Source organism: Nocardia fusca NBRC 14340 (assembly GCF_001618425.1).
Lineage (GTDB): Bacteria > Actinomycetota > Actinomycetes > Mycobacteriales > Mycobacteriaceae > Nocardia > Nocardia fusca.
The window spans coordinates 141794-158862 of record NZ_BDCU01000037.1 but is presented as its reverse complement, the minus strand read 5'-3'; the positions used below and the strand labels follow the sequence as shown (position 1 = coordinate 158862).

Genomic DNA, 17069 nt, shown 5'->3' with positions numbered 1-17069 from the left:
ACCAGTGCGATGAACTCGACGTGGTCGTCGTCGCGGGCCCCCGCGGGCACGACGACCAGGCCGTCGCGGTCGATGAGACCGCCGAGGTGGGCGGTGCGGATCGCCGGATCGCCCACCCAGCCGCCGCCGGGCTGTGTCGCGTACCGGGCGGGCACGATCCGCGCCACCGGCCCGGAGATCTCGCCCGCGTTGCGCAGCGGTCCGCGGGCCCGGCGGGGCGCGGGTGCGCCGGTACGGCCGCCGATGATCGCGGGTACCAGGGCGAGCAGGGTGGCGATGGCCGCGTAGGGGTTGCCGGGAAGTCCGAGAACTGTGGTGGTGGAGGAGAGTTCGGCGACCACAGTCGACCCGCCCGGACGCAGGGCGAGCCGGGACACCAGGAGGCGGGCCCCGCAGCGGTCGAGGGCGCCGCGCAGCTGATCGGCGGCGCCCCCACCGGTGGCACCGACCACGACCAGGAGATCGCAGTCGGCCGTGGTGGCCAGGACCTGGTCGAAACCGTGGGCGGTATCGCGCAGATGCACCCGGTCGAGCACCGCGACGCCGTGGGCGGCGAGCAGATCGGGCAGGATCGGGCCGATCGAATCGCGGGTCTGGCCTGCCTGCAGGGGCCCGCTGCTGCGGATCTCGTCGCCGGTCATCACGATACGAGCGCGCACCGGGCCACGGACCGTGGCGGTGGTGACCTCGACGGCCGCGGCGGCCGAGACGAGCGCGGGCGTCACCGCGGTGCCGGCCGGTGCGATCTCGTCGCCGGGAGTGCGGTCCTCGCCGCGCCGGCGGATATCGGAGCGCAGCGGGGTCTCCGGGAGCCGGTGCAAGGCGCGGTCGCCGCTGATCCGGGCGAATTCGTCGCGCAGTACCCGGGTGGTGCCCTCCGGGACCTGGGCGCCGGTGGCGATCCGCACCGCTTCGCCCGGACGCAGCCCGTCGGGTCGCTGCCCGCCGGCGAAACCGATATCGGCGCGCAGCTCCCACGGGCCGTCCCCGGCGACGGCGTACCCGTCCATGGCCGAGACATCGAAGCGGGGCAGGGCCTCGGCGGCGGTGAGCGGTGCGGCCAGGGCGGCACCACGCACCGCGTGCAGATCCGCCTGTCGTTCCGGGAGCCGGGACAGGCCGGTACACAGCAGCTCCCGGGCCCGGTCGAGTGATACCGCCGCGGTGTCGGCCCGGGGCGTGGCGGGCGCGGACGCGCCGGTGCCCCGGTCGCCGAGCGCGGTCCGGGCCGCGGCGATCTCACCCGGCGTATCGCAGTCGTCGACCCCGGGCAGTGCCACGATATTCGTGCGGAGCGGGACCAGGGCTTTCATCGGCTGGTTGATCACGCTGTCGAGTTCACCGAGCCGGGCCGCGAGCTGTTCGGTCCGCCACACACCGATCAGGTACTGCGGGCGCCCGGCCGCGTCGGCGGCGAACACCGCATCGAAATCGTCGCTGCGCCGCACCAGTTCGTCGATCGCCGCGTCGGTGAGGAACGGCAGGTCCGCGGCGAGCACGACGACCCTGGGCGCGGGTTCGGCACCGAGCGCCGCCAGGCCGGCGGCGACGGCCGCGACCGGCCCCGAGCCCGGCTCCGGTTCCCGGGTCTGCACGATATGCGGGGCGAGTTCCGGGCGCGGCGGCCCCACCACGACCGTGCGCCCGAGGGAGGCCACCGCGGTCAGTGCCGTCTGCAGCATGGACCGCCCGCCGACCACGAGGCCCGGTTTGTCGACGCCGCCCATACGGCTGGCCCGCCCCCCGGCGAGCACGATCACGTCCGGGGCCAGCGGAGAATTCGGCATACGGTCATGCTATTCGCCGTCTGGGACGATGGTCGGCCCGGAGGTGCCGACCGCCGGTATTTCCGACCGGTGGGGCGGCTGCGGGCCGCCGGTCCGCGCGGCGCGGGGCCCCGGAGCGCACTACTCTCCCTCCGGAGGGCCGGATTCCGGGTCCGGCCGAAATGAGGGGGTCGCCGATGCGACAAATGCTCAGGGGAATGGTGCTGTCCCTGCTGCTGGTGCTCGCCGGGGCCACGCAGCCGGGCGTGGCGACGGCGCAGGAGCCCGACCGGCCGGTGGTCCGGGTCGGCACCGAGGGCACCTATCCGCCGTTCTCGTTCCACGATCCGCGCAGCCGGCAGCTGACCGGTTACGACATCGAGGTGATCGAGGCGATCGCCGACCGGGCCGGCTGGGATCTCGAATTCGTCGAGACCCAGTGGGACGCGATCTTTCCCGCGCTGGACTCCGGCCGGATCGACGTCATCGCCAACCAGGTCTCGGTCAACGACGAGCGCCGGGCGAAATACGGTCTGTCCGATACCTACACCTACTCCCACGGTGTGGTCGTCCGGCGCACGGGCGACGAGCGCATCCGGACCCTGGACGATCTGGCCGGCCGGACCACCGCGCAGTCGAGCACCAGCAACTGGGCTCGGGTGGCGCGCGACGCCGGTGCCGACGTCGAAGCGGTCGAAGGATTCGCGCAGGCGGCCGCGCTGCTCACCCAGGGCCGGGTCGATGCGATCGTCAACGACAACATCGCCGTGCTCGATTATCTGGCCGGCACCGGGTCCACGGATATCGAGATCGCCGGTGACGCCGGCTCGGAGACCAGCGAACAGGTCCTCGCCTTCCGCAAGGACGACCCGGCCCTGCTCGACCAGGCGAACCGGGCGATCGCCGCGCTGGCCGCCGACGGGACGCTCACCGCCATCTCACAGAAATACTTCCGGGCCGATGTGTCGGTACCCGACGGCGGCAGCGCCGACCTGTCCGAGGGGCGCGGTCACCGCGACACCTGGGAGGTGCTGCGCGGGGCGGCGTGGCCGATGTTCGTCGGGCTGGTGAAGGTGACGATCCCGCTGACCGCGCTGAGTTTCGCGATCGGGCTCGTGCTCGCGCTGCTGGTCGCGCTCGCGCGGATCTCCTCCTACCGGGTCCTGGCCGGACCGGCCCGTGCGTTCATCTCGATCATTCGCGGTACACCGCTACTGGTCCAGCTGTTCATCGTCTTCTACGGGCTACCCCAGATCGGGTTGAAGTTCGATCCGTTCCTCGCGGCCGTGATCGCGTTCAGCCTCAATGTGGCCGGCTATGCGGCCGAGGTGATCCGGTCGGCGATTCTGTCCGTGCCGAAGGGACAGTTCGAGGCGGCGGCCACCGTCGGCCTCGGCTACGCGCAGACACTGCGCCGCATCATCCTTCCGCAGGCGACCAGGACCGCGGTACCGCCGCTGTCCAACACCTTGCTCTCACTGCTCAAGGACACCTCCCTGGGCTCGGTGGTCCTGCTGACCGAACTGTTCCGGGAAGCTCAGCTCGCGGCGGCCGAGAGCAACGAATTCCTCGCGCTGTACACATTCGCCGCGCTGTACTACTGGGTGATCTGCGTGGCTCTCTCCGCCGGTCAGAAACGACTGGAGACCCGACTCGACAGGTATGTGGCGAAATGACCGACACCACCGACCAGAACACCGAGCCCGCCCGGATCCGGGTGCGCGGCCTGGAGAAGTCCTTCGGCGACCGGCAGGTGCTGCGCGGTATCGACTTCGAGTCCCGGCGGGGGACCGCGACCGTCCTGCTGGGCCCCTCGGGATCGGGCAAGACCACGGTGCTGCGCTCACTGAACGTGCTGGACACGCCGGAGCGGGGGGTGGTCGGCATCGGCGATGTGGAGATCGACTTCGCCCGGCTGCCCCGCGGCCGGGCAGGGCGCCGGGAGGCGAGCCGGTTGCGCGCCCAGAGCGGAATGGTTTTCCAGTCGCACAACCTCTTCCCGCACCGCACGGTGCTGGAGAACATCGTCGAAGGTCCGGTCGTCGCCCAGCGGCGGCCCCGGGAGGAAGCGGTCGCCGAGGCACGGACCCTGTTGGCGCAGGTAGGTCTGGCCGACCGTGCGGACGCCTACCCGTTCCAGCTCTCGGGAGGCCAGCAGCAGCGGGTCGGGATCGCTCGGGCCCTGGCGTTGAAACCGCGGGTGGTGCTGTTCGACGAGCCGACCTCGGCGCTGGACCCCGAACTGGTCGGTGAGGTGCTGGCGGTGATCAAGGACCTGGCCACCCAGGACTGGACGATGGTGATCGTCACCCACGAGATCCGGTTCGCGCGGCAGGTGGCCGATCAGGTCCTGTTCCTCGACGAGGGCGCCATCGTCGAGCGGGGCCCGGCGGACCAGGTGATCGGCGAGCCGCGGGAAGAGCGGACACGGCGCTTCCTGCAACGTGTGCTCGAACCCGGCTGACCGGACCGGCCGGGCGCAGTTCAGTCGAACCGGTGACGTGCGGTACGCAGCGTGACCCGGCCGTCGGTGACGGGCACGCCCTCGGCCGCGAGCAGCCGCAGCTGCCGGTCGGCGAGGTGAGCGGCCGGTCTGCCCGAGGCGCCCAGCACCCGGTGCCAGGGCAGGTCGGCGGCATCGGTGCGCATGATCCAGCCCACGGTCCGCGGGGTCGACAGTCCGGCCGCCGCGGCGATATCGCCGTAGGTCGCGACCCGGCCCGGCGGAATCGCCGCGACCAGTTCGCGGACGCGTTCGATCTGTGCGTCGCTGGTGACCATCAGAACGCCGCCCGGATCAGCGCCGCGGTCTCGCGCGGCAGGATTTGGGCGACCATATGCTCGCAATCCCATTCGTGCACGGTCAATGCCGCGCCGAGCCGGTCGGCCAGTGCGGCGCGGAGTCCGGGCGTGACGAACGGCGGATCGACCTTTGTGGCCCGGACCAGCGCGGTGCGCAGACCGGGCTCGGGAAGTACCAGGTCACGCGCGAGCTGACCCCAATACGCGATGAGTGCCGCCGTATCCACCCGCCAGCGCATCCGGCCGCCCGCGGCGGGCACCAGGTGCTCGTCGAGTTCGGCGCGCAGCAGCTCCGGTGCGACCGCGCCCCAGCCCGTCGCCAGTTTGTCCATCCGCGCTTCGTCCGTATCGGTGTAATCCGGCGAGCCGAGGGTGGCCTCGGCGATCTCGTGTAACCACGTCGGGTCCAATGCGACGGCCGGATCGAGCAGCACCAGACCGCGGACCAGCTCCGGGTGCCGCCGCGCCAGATGCAATGCGCACGCCCCGCCGAAGGAGTGGGCGGCCACCACCACCGGCTCCGCCGTTTCGGCGGTGATCAGCGCCACCAGATCGGTGACGATCGTTTCGAGGTCCCAGGGCGGCAGTGCGGTGGAACGGCCGTGTCCGCGCAGGTCGGGGGCGATCACCCGGAGATCGGGCAGGAACTCGGTGGCCAGCGCCTCCCAGCGTTTCCCGTGGCCGGTCAGGCCGTGCAGGGCCAGCAGCACCGGGCCGGTCGCCGGGCCGAAACGGTGAACATGCAGTGTGGACACAATGACATTCTTAGCCGAGCGCTCCGACACCATGGCGGGTGCGGTTCCGACGTGGTACCCGCGGTGTCGGCGCCGTCTGTTGCAATAGCCGTCGTGGTGCGTTCGGATAAGCCGGTGCGGCTGGTGCGCCGGAAAACGGCGGCTCCCCGGGCTCGGACCTGGGGAGCCGATATCGGCGCGCTGTTCGCCGCCCCGCCGTCCGCTACCGCCACGCAACCGGGCCCGAACCGGATCTGGCGAGTTCTCGGGGGGCCCGGGACCGGGAAGACCGCTCTGCTGATCGATGTGGCCGCGACGCGGCTCGCGGCGGGTGCGGATCCCGAGTCGGTGCTACTGCTCACCCATTCCAAACAGGCGGCGGCGACCGCCCGGGACGCGCTCACCGAACGGCTGGACAACTGGACAGTGTGCGCCCCCGTAGTCGCGGCCGCTGTGTCCGCCGAGCCGGCGGCCGACCCGCTGTTCGCGCTCGCCGAGCCGATCGGTCCGCCGTCCGCGGTGCCCGGCGTCGCCGGCGCGACCCGGGAGCCGCTGGCCCGCACGATCCACTCCTACGCCTTCGGGATCCTGCGCCGGCAGGCCGCCCGGCACGGGAATCCGCCGCCGCGGCTGCTCACCGGTGCCGAGCAGGATGCCGTGCTGCGCGAGATGTTGCGCGGCGATATGGCCGATATCGCCGCCGGAGCCGGTGACCTGTGGCCGCGGCGGTTACAGCCCGCCCTGGGGCTCACCGGGTTCGCCGACGAACTGCGCGATCTCATGCTGCGTGCCACCGAACGCGGTCTGGGCCCGGAGGATCTGATCGATCTCGGCCGGCGCCGGGACCGTCCCGACTGGATCGCGGCCGGAGATTTCGCGTCCCGCTATGAACAGGCGATGCTGCTGCGCTGGTCGGTCGGAGTGGCGGCGCCCGAGGCATCGGCGCCCGCCCTGAACGCGGCCGAACTCGTGGGCGCCGCGCTGGACGCATTGGCCGGCGATCCCGAACTGCTGGCGGCCGAACGGGCCCGGCTGCGCTGTCTGCTGGTCGACGACGCCCAGCATCTGGACCCGCAGGCGGCGCTGCTGGTGCGGGTGCTGGCGGCCGGGGCCGGGACCACGGTGATCGCCGGTGATCCCGACCAGGCCGTGTACACCTTCCGCGGCGCCGATTCGCGGTTCCTCACCGAGGACTCCCCGCCGGGGCGGCGCATCGTCCTCTACGACAACCACCGGTCCGGTCCGGCCATCACCACCGCCACCGCCCGGATCGCGTCGCGGCTGCCCGGGCTCGTCCCGCATCGCACCACCCGGGCCGACCTCGGTCCCGCGGAACGCGGTGAGCTGCCCTCGGATACCGGCGCCGAACCGCCGGTCCCGGCCGAGGTACGGGTGCGGGTACTCGGCAGCCCCGCCAAGGAAGCGTCACTGATCGCCGACCATCTGCGCCGCGCACATCTGACCGAGGGCGTGCCCTGGTCACAGATGGCGGTGATCGTGCGCTCGGTGCCACTGCTGCTGCCGCCGCTGCGCCGGGCCCTGCTGGCGGCCGGGGTCCCGATCGCGCAACCCGCGAACGATATCCCGCTGGCCCGCCGCCGCGGCGCCGCCTGGATGCTGCTGGCGCTGCGGGCCGTGCTCGCCGGGGAAGCCACGCGACGTGGCGCGGGGTCCACCGAATCCCTGTTCGGTCCCGACGAGGCGCTCGACCTCCTGGCCGGACCGCTCGGCGGGGCCGATGCGATCAGCCTGCGGCGCCTGCGTCGCGGTATCCGCCGCGCCGCGGTGGAACTCGCCCGCACCCCGAACCCCGCCGGTGCCCAGGGACCGGACGTCGCCGGTGCGCCGGATCCGGACCTCGACGCCGCGCCGAGCCCGAACCTTGCCGGTGCCCCTGGCCCGGGCCTTGCCCGTACCCCGGGCTCCGACCCTGCCCGCATCCCCGGCCCGGACTTCGCCGCGCCATCGGACTTCCCGCCCGAGCCGGTGCGCGAACCGCCCGCCTTCGACACCTACCGGGCCGAGGATTCCCTCGACGAGCTCCCACCCCGAGATCTGTTCGCCGATGTCAGCCGGCATCGCGCCGACGCGGACTGGTACGGGATCGACGAGGAGAGCGTCGGTGACGACCCGTGGGACGGCCTCCCACCGGAACCTCCGGTGGACGAAGAGGATTTTCCGCCGGAGCCGTACCCCGGTGAGGGCGAGGATTCCGAGGTGGCCATCGGGGCGGAAGCGGCTCGATTCGAGTCGCGGAGCCCCGTGGGCCGGCCGGGTACCGGCACCGACAGCGGAGAACCGGTCGACTCCGGCCGTATGTCCGACCAGCGACCGGGCCCTCGCGGCTCCGCCCCGGACCGGCCTTCGGTGGAGGTGCTGCGGGATCTGCTGCTCGGCTCGGGCGATGACCGGATCGTGGCCGGCCTCACCCAGGTCGAGATCGCCCCGCTCGAACGGGCGGCCCGCGCATTGGACCGCGCCCGCCGGGTCCGGCGCGAGGGCGGCGGCCTCGAGGACGTGCTGTGGGCGCTGTGGACCGGGTCGCGGCTGGAGCGGCGCTGGCTGGCGCAGTCCCGGCGTGGGGGAGCGGCGGGTATGCAGGCCGATCGTGATCTCGACGCCGCCGTCGCGCTGTTCGACGCCGCGGCCGCCTACACCGACCGTCTACCGGGTGCGACCATCGAGGGCTTCGTCGAATACCTGCTCCAGCAGCAGATCCCACAGGACCGGGCGGTGCGGACGCAGCGGGAGGAGGCGGTGGATCTGCTGAGCGCCCACGCGGCGGCCGGCCGGGAGTGGGAGGTCGTCGCGGTCGCGGGAGTGCAGGAGGGGATCTGGCCGGACCCGCGCCCGCGGGGGACGCTGCTGCACACCGAGGATCTGGTGGACGAGGTCGCCGGTATCACCGAACGGGTCAGCCGCGCCGCGCCGATCCTGGCCGAGGAGCGCCGGCTGCTATTCGTCGCGTGCAGCCGGGCCCGCAGGTCGCTGCTGGTGACGGCGGTGGAATCGGTGACCGGCGAACGTGATCTGGTGCCTTCCCGGTTCCTGACCGAATTGCTCGGCGGTGATACCGGCGGGGAGCCCGGTGCGATTCCGGTCGCCGAACCCGGCCGGGTACTCGCCCTGCACGCGTTGATCGCCGAACTACGCGCGGCGGTCTGCGATCCCGGCGCCGGGGACGAACGCCGCCGCCGTGCCGCCCGGCAACTGGCCCGGCTCGCGCTGGCCGGGATTCCCGGCACCGCGCCCGACGACTGGTACGGGGTCCCCGGACTCAGCTCGACGGAGACCCTGTGGGACGACGACGCACCGATCGCGCTGTCGCCCTCCACGGTGGAGCTGCTGCGGACCTGCCCGCTGCGGTGGGCGTTGGAACGTCACGGCGGATCCGACGGCGAAAACCCCCACGCGGTCAAGGGAACCCTGGTGCACACCCTGGTCCAGGCGCTGGCCGGCCGGGTACCGCTGGATCAGGTGCGCGCCGAACTCGCCCGGAGCTGGTCCAGTATCGACCCCGAGACCAGCTGGTACTCCCGGCAGGAACTGCGCCGCACCGAGGCCATGCTGGACGCGTTCGTCGCCTGGGTGCGTACCACCCGCGGTGAACTCACCCAGGCCGGGATCGAGGTGCCGGTCGACTGTGTGCTGCCCGCTCCCGGCGACGAGACGCCCGAGGTCCGCATCCGCGGCCGCATCGACCGGCTGGAACGGGACGCCGCCGGCCGGTTCGTCATCGTCGATGTGAAGACGGGGAAGAATCCGGTCAGCGAAGCCGACGCCGCCCAGCACGCCCAGTTGGCGACCTACCAGGTCGCCGCCGCCGCGGGCGCCCTGGAGGAGAGCGCCGGTGATCCCGAACCCGGCGGCGCACGACTGGTGTACGTCGGATTGCCGGCGGCCGGCGGGGTGGCGAAGGAGCGGGTCCAGCCCGCACTGGACGCCGAAGCACTGGAGACCTGGCGCGACACCATCCACGCCGCGGCCGCGAGCACCGCGGGCCCCGGTTTCCTGGCTATCCGCAACGAGGGCTGCCGGCACTGCGCCGTGAAGAACAGCTGCCCGGTGCAGGATGCCGGGCGCCAGGTGACCGACGAGTGAGCGCCCGGGTCTCGCCGGGACAGCTGGCCGACGCACTCGGGCTCCCGGCGCCGACCGCGGAACAGGCCGCGGTGATCGCCGCACCGCCCGGTCCGGCGCTGGTGGTGGCCGGAGCGGGTGCGGGCAAAACCGAAACCATGGCGGCCCGGGTGGTCTGGATGGTGGCCAACCGCCTGGTCACGCCGGAGGCGGTGCTCGGGCTGACCTTCACCCGCAAGGCCGCCCAGCAGCTCACCGCCCGGATTCGCACCCGGCTGGCCCGGCTGGCCGGGTCCCGGTTGCTGCGCGATCTCGACCCCTCCGGCGAACTGCGCGCCACCCTGGCCGGTGCCGAACCCGAGATCAGTACCTACCACTCCTATGCCGGCCGGCTGCTGAGCGAACACGGCCTGCTGCTGCCGGTGGAGCCGTCGGCGGCGCTGCTCACCGAAACCCAGCTGTGGCAGCTCGCCCATCAGGTGGTGCGCGGCTGGGACGGCGACCTCGACACCGACCGTTCGCCGCTGACGGTCACCGAGGCGGTACTCGCGCTGTCCGGGCAGCTGGCCGAACATCTGGTGGAACCGGAGGAACTCGCCGAGGCGCACACCGAACTCGAGAAACTCGTACACACGCTGCCGCCCGGTCCGCGGCAGCGCGGCGGGCCGAACAAGGACCTGCTGTCGATCCTGCGCGCACAGCGCGAGCGGGTGGCGCTGCTGCCGCTGGTCCAGCAGTTGCGGGAGACCCTGCACCAGCGCGGCGCCCTGGATTTCGGGGCCCAGATGTCGCTGGCGGCGCGCTTGGCCGCCGAGCACCCCGATGTCGCCACCGCCGAACGTGCCCGTTTCCGGCTGGTGCTGCTGGACGAATACCAGGACACCGGCCATGCCCAGCGCATCCTCCTTTCCGCGCTGTTCGGCGCCGGTTACCCGGAACAGCGCGGCCCGCGGTCCGGCGGTGCGCGGCGGCGCGAGCTCGCGGTGACGGCGGTCGGTGACCCCATGCAGTCCATCTACGGCTGGCGCGGCGCCTCGGCTGCCAATCTCCCGCGCTTCACCACCGACTTCCCGGTCGCCCCCGGTGTCCCGGCGCCGGTGTTGCCGCTGCTGACCAGCTGGCGCAACCCGCCCGAGGCGCTCGATCTGGCGAATATGGTTGTGGAACCACTGCGTGCGGCGGCCCGGGACAGCGGCGGCGTCACCGTCGACCCATTGCGCCCGAAACCCGGTGCGGAACCGGGTGTCGTCGCGCTCGCGCTCACCGATACCGTCGCGAGCGAACGCCGGTGGATCGCCGAACGGATCGCCGCGCACTGGGCCGAGGCCCGGGCGGCCGACCGGCCACCGCCCACCTCCGCGGTCCTGATCCGCCGCAACGCCGACGCCGCCGAACTCGCCGAAGAGTTGCGGGCGCAGGGGTTACCGGTCGAGATCGTCGGTCTGGGCGGCTTGCTGTCGACCCCGGAGGTCGCCGATATCGTCGCCACCCTGCGTCTCGTCGCCGACCCCGCCGCCGGCAGCGCCGCGGTCCGGATCCTCACCGGTGCCCGCTGGCGGATCGGGAGCGCCGATCTGGCCGCGCTGGCCCGGCGGGCCCGGGAACTGTCCATCACCCGCGACCCCGGCGGCGATATCACCGACTCCACCACCCTGGCGGCGGCCCTGCACGACGTGGCCCCCGAACCCGCCGAACGGGCCGGCCTGGCCGACGCCATCGCCGATCCCGGTCCGCCGGACCGCTATTCGGCGGCCGGATACCGGCGGGTGACCGCGCTGGGGCGGGAACTGGCGATGCTGCGCGAACGGGCGGCACAGCCGCTCACCGAACTGGTCGCCGATGTGGAACGCACCATCGGTGTCGGCGTCGAGAGCCAGGCCCGGCGCGCGCTCGCGGGTTCCGGCGCCGGCCGCGAACATCTGGACGCCTTCGCCGAAGTGGTCGCCGGTTTCGCGAACGACACCGGAGCCACCCTCGGGGGTCTGCTCGCTTTCCTCACCGCCGCCGAATCGGTCGAGAACGGTCTGGAACCCGGCGAGGTGGAGGTCGCCCCGGACCGGGTCCAGGTGCTCACCGTGCACGCCGCGAAAGGACTGGAATGGGAGGTGGTCGCGGTACCGCACGTCACCCGGGATGTGTTCCCGTCCACCCGCGGCGTGAACACCTGGCTCGGTGCCCTGGCCGAACTACCCACCTCGCTGCGCGGTGACCGGGCCACCGCGGAATCCCCGGACGGTGTCCCGGTTCTCGATCTGTCCGAGGTCACCGACCGCGCGGAGTTGCAGCGCGGCCTCACCGCGCACAAAGAAGCGCTCGCGCGGCGGCGGCTCGACGAGGATCGCCGACTGTTCTATGTCGCGCTCACCCGGACCGAGCGCGTCCTGCTGGTCTCCGCGCACCACTGGCCCGAAACCGGCGACAAGCCGAAGGGCCCGTCGGAATTCCTGCTCGAGGTGAAAACCGCCGCCGAGCAGCCCGGCAGCGGGGTCGAGATCGCCTGCTGGGCCGCCGATCCCGAACCCGGCGAACCGAATCCGCTGGCGGCCACCCCGGTGACCGCGTCCTGGCCCGGCGATCCGCTCGGCGCCCGTCGCGACGATATCGAAGCGGGCGCCGCGCTGGTCCACGCGGCGCTGGCGGAATTCGCCGCCGGCGCGGAGGTGCCCGACTCCGGCGACGATCCCGACGGCTGGATCGCCGATGTGGATGCGCTGCTCGCCGAATACCGGGCCGGTGCCGACGCCGCGGCCGAGGTCGAACTGCCCACCCAGCTCCCGGCGACGGCGCTGGTCGAGATGCGGGCCGATCCAAGCCGGCTCGCCGCCCGGCTGCGCCGCCCGCTGCCCTATCCGCCCAATCCGCTGGCCCGCCGCGGCACCGCCTTCCACGCCTGGGTGCAGCGCTGGTTCGCCACCGACCAGTTGCCCGGCCTCGACGATCTGCCCGGTGCGGCCGACGCGGGGGCGGCCGCCGACGCCGAACTGGCCCGGATGCAGGACGCGTTCCTGTCCTCGCCCTGGTCGGCGCGCCGCCCGGTGGAGATCGAAGTGCCGTTCGAGACCACCATCGCCGGGGTGGTGATCCGCGGCCGGATGGACGCGGTGTTCGCCGAACCCGGCGGCGGCTGGACCGTCGTCGACTGGAAAACCGGCGCCGAACCCGGCCCGGCCGACGAAGCCGCGGTGGCGGTGCAGTTGGCGGTCTACCGGCTGGCGTGGGCGCGGCTGGTGGCGGCGCGTACCGGCGAAACGGAACAGCGGATGCTGGACCGGATCGGCGCCGCCTTCCACTATGTGCGCAGCGGTCGCACGGTGGCGCCCGAGCGTTTACCCGGTCCGGCGGAGCTGGCGGCGCTGCTCACCGATTCGACCCGCCGGGACGGGGACGAGAGCTAGGTTCCGGCAGCCCGCCGCCCGCGGCGTTACGCCCCTCGCCGGTCCCGCGGGGCCCGGCGGCTCACCGCCAACGCGCTGGTGATCATCGGCCACTGCAACGGCAGCCGCAGCACGGAGATCGCTTTCAGAATCGACGGTGCCTTCGGATTACGCACCGCATCAGCGGCGAACTGGATATTCGCCGGGAATACCGCGAGGAACAGCAGTGCGGCCAGCCGGCCACCGAGGCGCCGGGTGCGGGGGACAAGCAGCGCGGTTCCCACGCCGATTTCGGCCACCCCGGACCAATAGGTGTAGGAACGCGCCTTTCCGGGCAACTGCGGAGGGACGATCGAATCGAACGGTGTGGGGGCCACGAAATGCAGGACGCCGGTGCCGAGGAGCAGCGCGGCCAGCCGAAGCGCCGGGGTGCGACCGGAATCCGGTGCGCCCGCCGGGGTGATATCTGCCATGGCACCACCATAGATACCCGCCACGACCGCGTGCCCGACGTGACGGCGGGTGAGCGGGTAGGCTCCCGAGCTGTGTCGGAGGGACTGACAGTGACCGGTGTGCGTGACGACCGGACCGGTGAAAGGTGTCGCCGGTGAGTTTGCGGTTCGCCGATCTCGGGAGCCGGGCCCGAGGCGCGGCCGGACCACCGGATTTCGCGCTGGTCGGGCTGCTCCGTATCCCGGAGGTCCAGAACAGCCCGTGGATCTCGCTGTTCCGACGGGTACTGTTCGCGATCGGGCTGCTGTGCGCCGCCTCGATCGTGGTGTATCTCGGCCGTGACGGCTACCGGGACGGCGCCGACGATTCGGTGACCCTGCTGGACGCGTTCTATTACGCGACCGTTTCGCTGTCCACCACCGGGTACGGCGATATCACCCCGGTCACGCCGTCGGCCCGGCTGGTGAACATCTTCGTCATCACCCCGCTGCGTGTGCTGTTCCTCATCGTCCTGGTCGGCACCACGCTGGCGGTACTCACCGAACGTTCCCGCCAGGCTCTGAAGATCCAGCGTTGGAGGCGCACCGTGCGTAATCACACCGTCGTCGTCGGTTACGGCACCAAGGGCCGCACCGCTATCGACGCCATGCTCGGTGACGGCGTGCAGCCCGCCGATATCGTCGTCGTCGACATGGACGCGGTGAGTCTGGAAGCGGCCTCGACCGCCGGGCTGGTCACCGTGCACGGGTCGGCCACCCAGTCCGATGTGCTGCGGCTGGCGGGTGTCCAGAACGCGTCCTCGGTCATCGTGGCGACCAACCGCGATGACACCGCGGTCCTGGTGACGCTCACCGCACGGGAACTCACGAAAAAGGCCAAGATCGTCGCCTCCATCCGGGAATCGGAGAACACCCATCTGCTGCGGCAGTCGGGCGCCGATTCGGTGGTGGTCTCCTCGGAGACCACCGGCCGGCTCCTCGGGATCGCCACTACCACGCCCAGCGTGGTGGAGATGATGGAGGATCTGCTCACCCCGGAGCACGGTTTCGCGGTCGCCGAACGTGACGTCGAACCCGGTGAGGTCGGCGGGTCGCCGCGGCACCTCAGCGATATCGTGCTCGGGGTGGTGCGGGCCGGCGAGCTGGTGCGCGTCGGTGAGCCGGAGGTCGACGCCCTGGAATCCGGGGACAAACTCCTCTACATCCGTCGCGCCCGCTGACTCCGCCGCGGCCGTTATCGAGCCGCGATAGTCTCGGTATGTGGCCGTTTTCCGACTCAACCAGATTCCCCTGCTGTCCCGTTCGGCGCTGGACCGCGCCGACCATCTGCGTGCCGACGAGCAGTCGCTGAAGGAAGGCTGGCCCACGGCCCGGCTGCTCCGGGTGGGCCCGCGCGGCGCGGTGCGCTACGAGTCGGAGGCGCTGGTCTGGGAAGCGGCGCTCGAGCTGTCCCCCGAGCCGAGCCCCGACGCGGTGTTCCTCGGAGTACAGGACGGTGTGCACCTGTGGGCGGTGCGCGACGAGGCGCTCACCGGCGCCCTGTGGGACCTGCGCCGGCTCGCCGACGCCTCGATCGACGATTTCACGGCCGGGGTCCTGTCCACGGCGCTCGCGCTGATCAACTGGCATGCCGGCGCCGCCTATCACGGCGCGGACGGCACACCGACCATGCCGGCCAAGGGTGGCTGGTCCCGGGTGGCCGAGGACGGCCGCGAGGACTTCCCGCGCACCGACCCCGCCGTGATCTGTCTCATCCACGACGGTGGCGACCGGGTGCTGCTGGCCCGTCAGCACAGCTGGCCCGAGACGATGTTCTCGCTGCTGGCCGGGTTCGTGGAGGCGGGGGAGTCGCTGGAACGGTGTGTCGAGCGGGAGATGCGCGAGGAGGTCGGGCTCGAGGTGCGCGATATCGAATACCTCGGCAGCCAGCCCTGGCCGTTCCCGCGTTCGCTGATGCTGGGGTTCGCCGCCCGGGCCGACCCCGGCCGGCCGCTGGTCTTCACCGACGGTGAGATCGCCGAGGCGCACTGGTTCACCCGCGACGAGGTGCGCGACGCGCTGGCGGCGGGCGGCTGGCGGACTCGGCCGGAGGCGGGCGAGGCCGCTCCGGCCGGCGGAGCGCGGCTGCTGCTGCCCGGCTCGATCTCGATCGCCCGGACGATCGTGGAATCCTGGGTCGCCGCCGGGTAGGGGTTCGGCAGGTAGTGGTCGAACCGATACCCGGCCGCTCCCGGCGCGGCGATGTTCACCCAGCGCGAAGACGGTCCGGGGAGGCGGACCGGGCGGTTCGCCGCGCCTACTATGGACGACATGCAGCTTCACGAAGCGCCCGACAACGGTGCGCGCGCGCTCCCCGGACACCACCCGGACGCTATGCCGGCGGGTGAGGCGGAATGAGTGACCTCCCGTTCGGCTTCTCGCACGGCGACGACGACGATCGCGGCCGCGGCGACAAACCGGGCGGCGGCGGTAACGACCCCTTCGGTTTCGGTGCCGGTGGCGCCGGGTTCGATCCGGCGGCACTGGGCCAGATGCTGTCCTCGCTGGGCCAGATGCTGAGCGGTATGGGCCAGGGTATGTCCGGCGGGGGCGGCGGCCCGGTCAACTACGACGTGGCCAAGCGGCTGGCCCGCCAGCAGCTCGGGAAAACCGTTCCGCCCGTGTCCAGCGGTACCGCCGCCGCGGTCGCCGATGCCGCGCACCTGGCCGAACTGTGGCTCGACGACGCGACCACCTTCCCGGCCGGTGCGACGAGCACCGTCGCCTGGACCGCCAACGACTGGATCGAGAAAACCCTGCCCACCTGGCAGCGGCTGTGTGACCCGGTGGCCCAGCAGATCTCCGGTATGTGGACCGCCGGGTTGCCCGAGGAGGCCCGCGAGATGGCCGGCCCCATGATGGGGATGCTCGGGCAGATGGGCGGGCTGGCCTTCGGCTCACAGCTCGGCCAAGCGCTGGGCCAGCTGGCCAAGGAGGTGCTGACCGGCACCGATATCGGCCTGCCGCTGGGCCCGGCCGGTACCGCCGCCCTGCTGCCCACCGCCATTTCGGAGTTCAGCGAGGGACTCGAGCAGCCGGAGAGCGAGATCATGGTGTTCCTCGCCGCCCGCGAGGTCGCCCACCAGCGGCTGTTCGTTCATGTGCCCTGGTTGCGCCAGCAGGTTCTCGGCGCCGTCGAGGATTACGCGCGCGGAATCACCATGGACTTCTCCGCCCTCGAGGACGCCGCCCGCAATCTCGATCCGTCCGCGCTCACCGATCCGTCCAAACTCGAGGAGATCCTCGCCCAGGGCAGTTTCGAGCCGCAGACCACGCCCGAGCAGAAACAGGCGCTGGACCGGCTGGAAACCCTGCTCGCTCTGATCGAGGGCTGGGTACAGGTGGTGGTGGCCGCGGCCGTGGGCGATCGGCTGCCGGGCGCGGGCGCGCTCGCCGAAACACTGCGCCGTCGCCGGGCCACGGGTGGCCCCGCCGAGCAGACCTTCGCCACGCTGGTCGGGCTGGAATTGCGTCCGCGCAAACTGCGCGAGGCGGCCACTCTCTGGAAGCGCCTCACCGACGACGCCGGTATCGACGCGCGTGACGGGGTGTGGGCGCATCCCGATCTGCTCCCCGACGCCGCCGATCTCGACGCGCCCGCCGGGTTCATCGATTCGGTGATCGGCGGTGGCGCGGGCGCGTTCGACGACCCGCTCGCGCAGTTGGCCGCCACCGAGGCCGCCGAACGCGAGGCGGCGCGGACCGAGGACGAGGGCGACAAGGGCGGCGAGCAGCGTCCCGAATCCGATCCGGAAGATCCGGAATCCGGTAAGAAGTAGCGGATCGACAGGCCCCGGCGGTAAGTGCCGGGGCCTGTTCCGT

11 protein-coding genes are annotated in these 17069 nt (G+C 72.2%); 7 read left to right on the top strand and 4 right to left on the bottom strand.

What is annotated here, in order from left to right; translation table 11 throughout:
- The coding region (locus tag NF4_RS24110) for an NTP transferase domain-containing protein (RefSeq protein WP_063129639.1) at window positions 1–1787 on the bottom strand (1787 nt) is incomplete at its 3' end.
- Window positions 1788–1963: 176 nt separating this feature from the next.
- Here NF4_RS24110 and NF4_RS36800 point away from each other — a divergent pair.
- Together NF4_RS36800 and NF4_RS24100 are read left to right on the top strand one after the other, a co-directional pair.
- The gene (locus NF4_RS36800) at window positions 1964–3442 is read left to right on the top strand and encodes an ABC transporter substrate-binding protein/permease (RefSeq protein WP_232330626.1); all 1479 of its coding nucleotides are present in this window, start codon (window positions 1964–1966) and stop codon (window positions 3440–3442) included.
- Window positions 3439–4230 (top strand): amino acid ABC transporter ATP-binding protein, encoded by a 792-nt coding sequence (locus NF4_RS24100; protein WP_063129638.1) that lies wholly within the window; start codon window positions 3439–3441, stop codon window positions 4228–4230. The genes NF4_RS36800 and NF4_RS24100 overlap by 4 nt, the downstream gene beginning before the upstream one ends.
- 20 nt (window positions 4231–4250) lie before the next feature.
- On the opposite strand, the gene NF4_RS24095 is transcribed toward NF4_RS24100, so the two are convergent.
- The gene (locus NF4_RS24095; RefSeq protein WP_063129637.1) at window positions 4251–4547 is read right to left on the bottom strand and encodes an MGMT family protein; all 297 of its coding nucleotides are present in this window, start codon (window positions 4545–4547) and stop codon (window positions 4251–4253) included.
- Window positions 4547–5323 (bottom strand): alpha/beta hydrolase, encoded by a 777-nt coding sequence (locus tag NF4_RS24090; RefSeq protein WP_063129660.1) that lies wholly within the window; start codon window positions 5321–5323, stop codon window positions 4547–4549. The genes NF4_RS24095 and NF4_RS24090 overlap by 1 nt, the downstream gene beginning before the upstream one ends.
- Window positions 5324–5419: 96 nt before the next feature.
- On the opposite strand from NF4_RS24090, the gene NF4_RS24085 reads away from it, so the two are divergent.
- Both NF4_RS24085 and NF4_RS24080 read left to right on the top strand, forming a co-directional pair.
- Window positions 5420–9403, top strand: coding sequence for an ATP-dependent DNA helicase (locus NF4_RS24085; RefSeq protein ID WP_063129659.1), 3984 nt, complete (start codon window positions 5420–5422; stop codon window positions 9401–9403).
- Window positions 9400–12777 (top strand): ATP-dependent helicase, encoded by a 3378-nt coding sequence (locus NF4_RS24080; protein WP_063129636.1) that lies wholly within the window; start codon window positions 9400–9402, stop codon window positions 12775–12777. Before NF4_RS24085 ends, NF4_RS24080 begins: the two co-directional genes overlap by 4 nt.
- Before the next feature lie 26 nt (window positions 12778–12803).
- On the opposite strand, the gene NF4_RS24075 is transcribed toward NF4_RS24080, so the two are convergent.
- Window positions 12804–13229 (bottom strand): DoxX family protein, encoded by a 426-nt coding sequence (locus NF4_RS24075; protein WP_063129658.1) that lies wholly within the window; start codon window positions 13227–13229, stop codon window positions 12804–12806.
- A 134-nt stretch (window positions 13230–13363) separates the two neighbouring features.
- On the opposite strand from NF4_RS24075, the gene NF4_RS24070 reads away from it, so the two are divergent.
- From NF4_RS24070 to NF4_RS24060, 3 genes are all read left to right on the top strand, one after another.
- Window positions 13364–14428 (top strand): potassium channel family protein, encoded by a 1065-nt coding sequence (locus tag NF4_RS24070; protein WP_232330625.1) that lies wholly within the window; start codon window positions 13364–13366, stop codon window positions 14426–14428.
- A gap of 40 nt (window positions 14429–14468) precedes the next feature.
- Complete coding sequence (gene nudC, locus NF4_RS24065; RefSeq protein ID WP_063129635.1) at window positions 14469–15398, top strand: NAD(+) diphosphatase; 930 nt, start codon at window positions 14469–14471, stop codon at window positions 15396–15398.
- Between the two features lie 203 nt (window positions 15399–15601).
- On the top strand, window positions 15602–17026 hold the full coding sequence (locus tag NF4_RS24060; protein ID WP_063129634.1) for a zinc-dependent metalloprotease: 1425 nt from the start codon (window positions 15602–15604) through the stop codon (window positions 17024–17026).
- Window positions 17027–17069 lie beyond the last annotated feature (43 nt).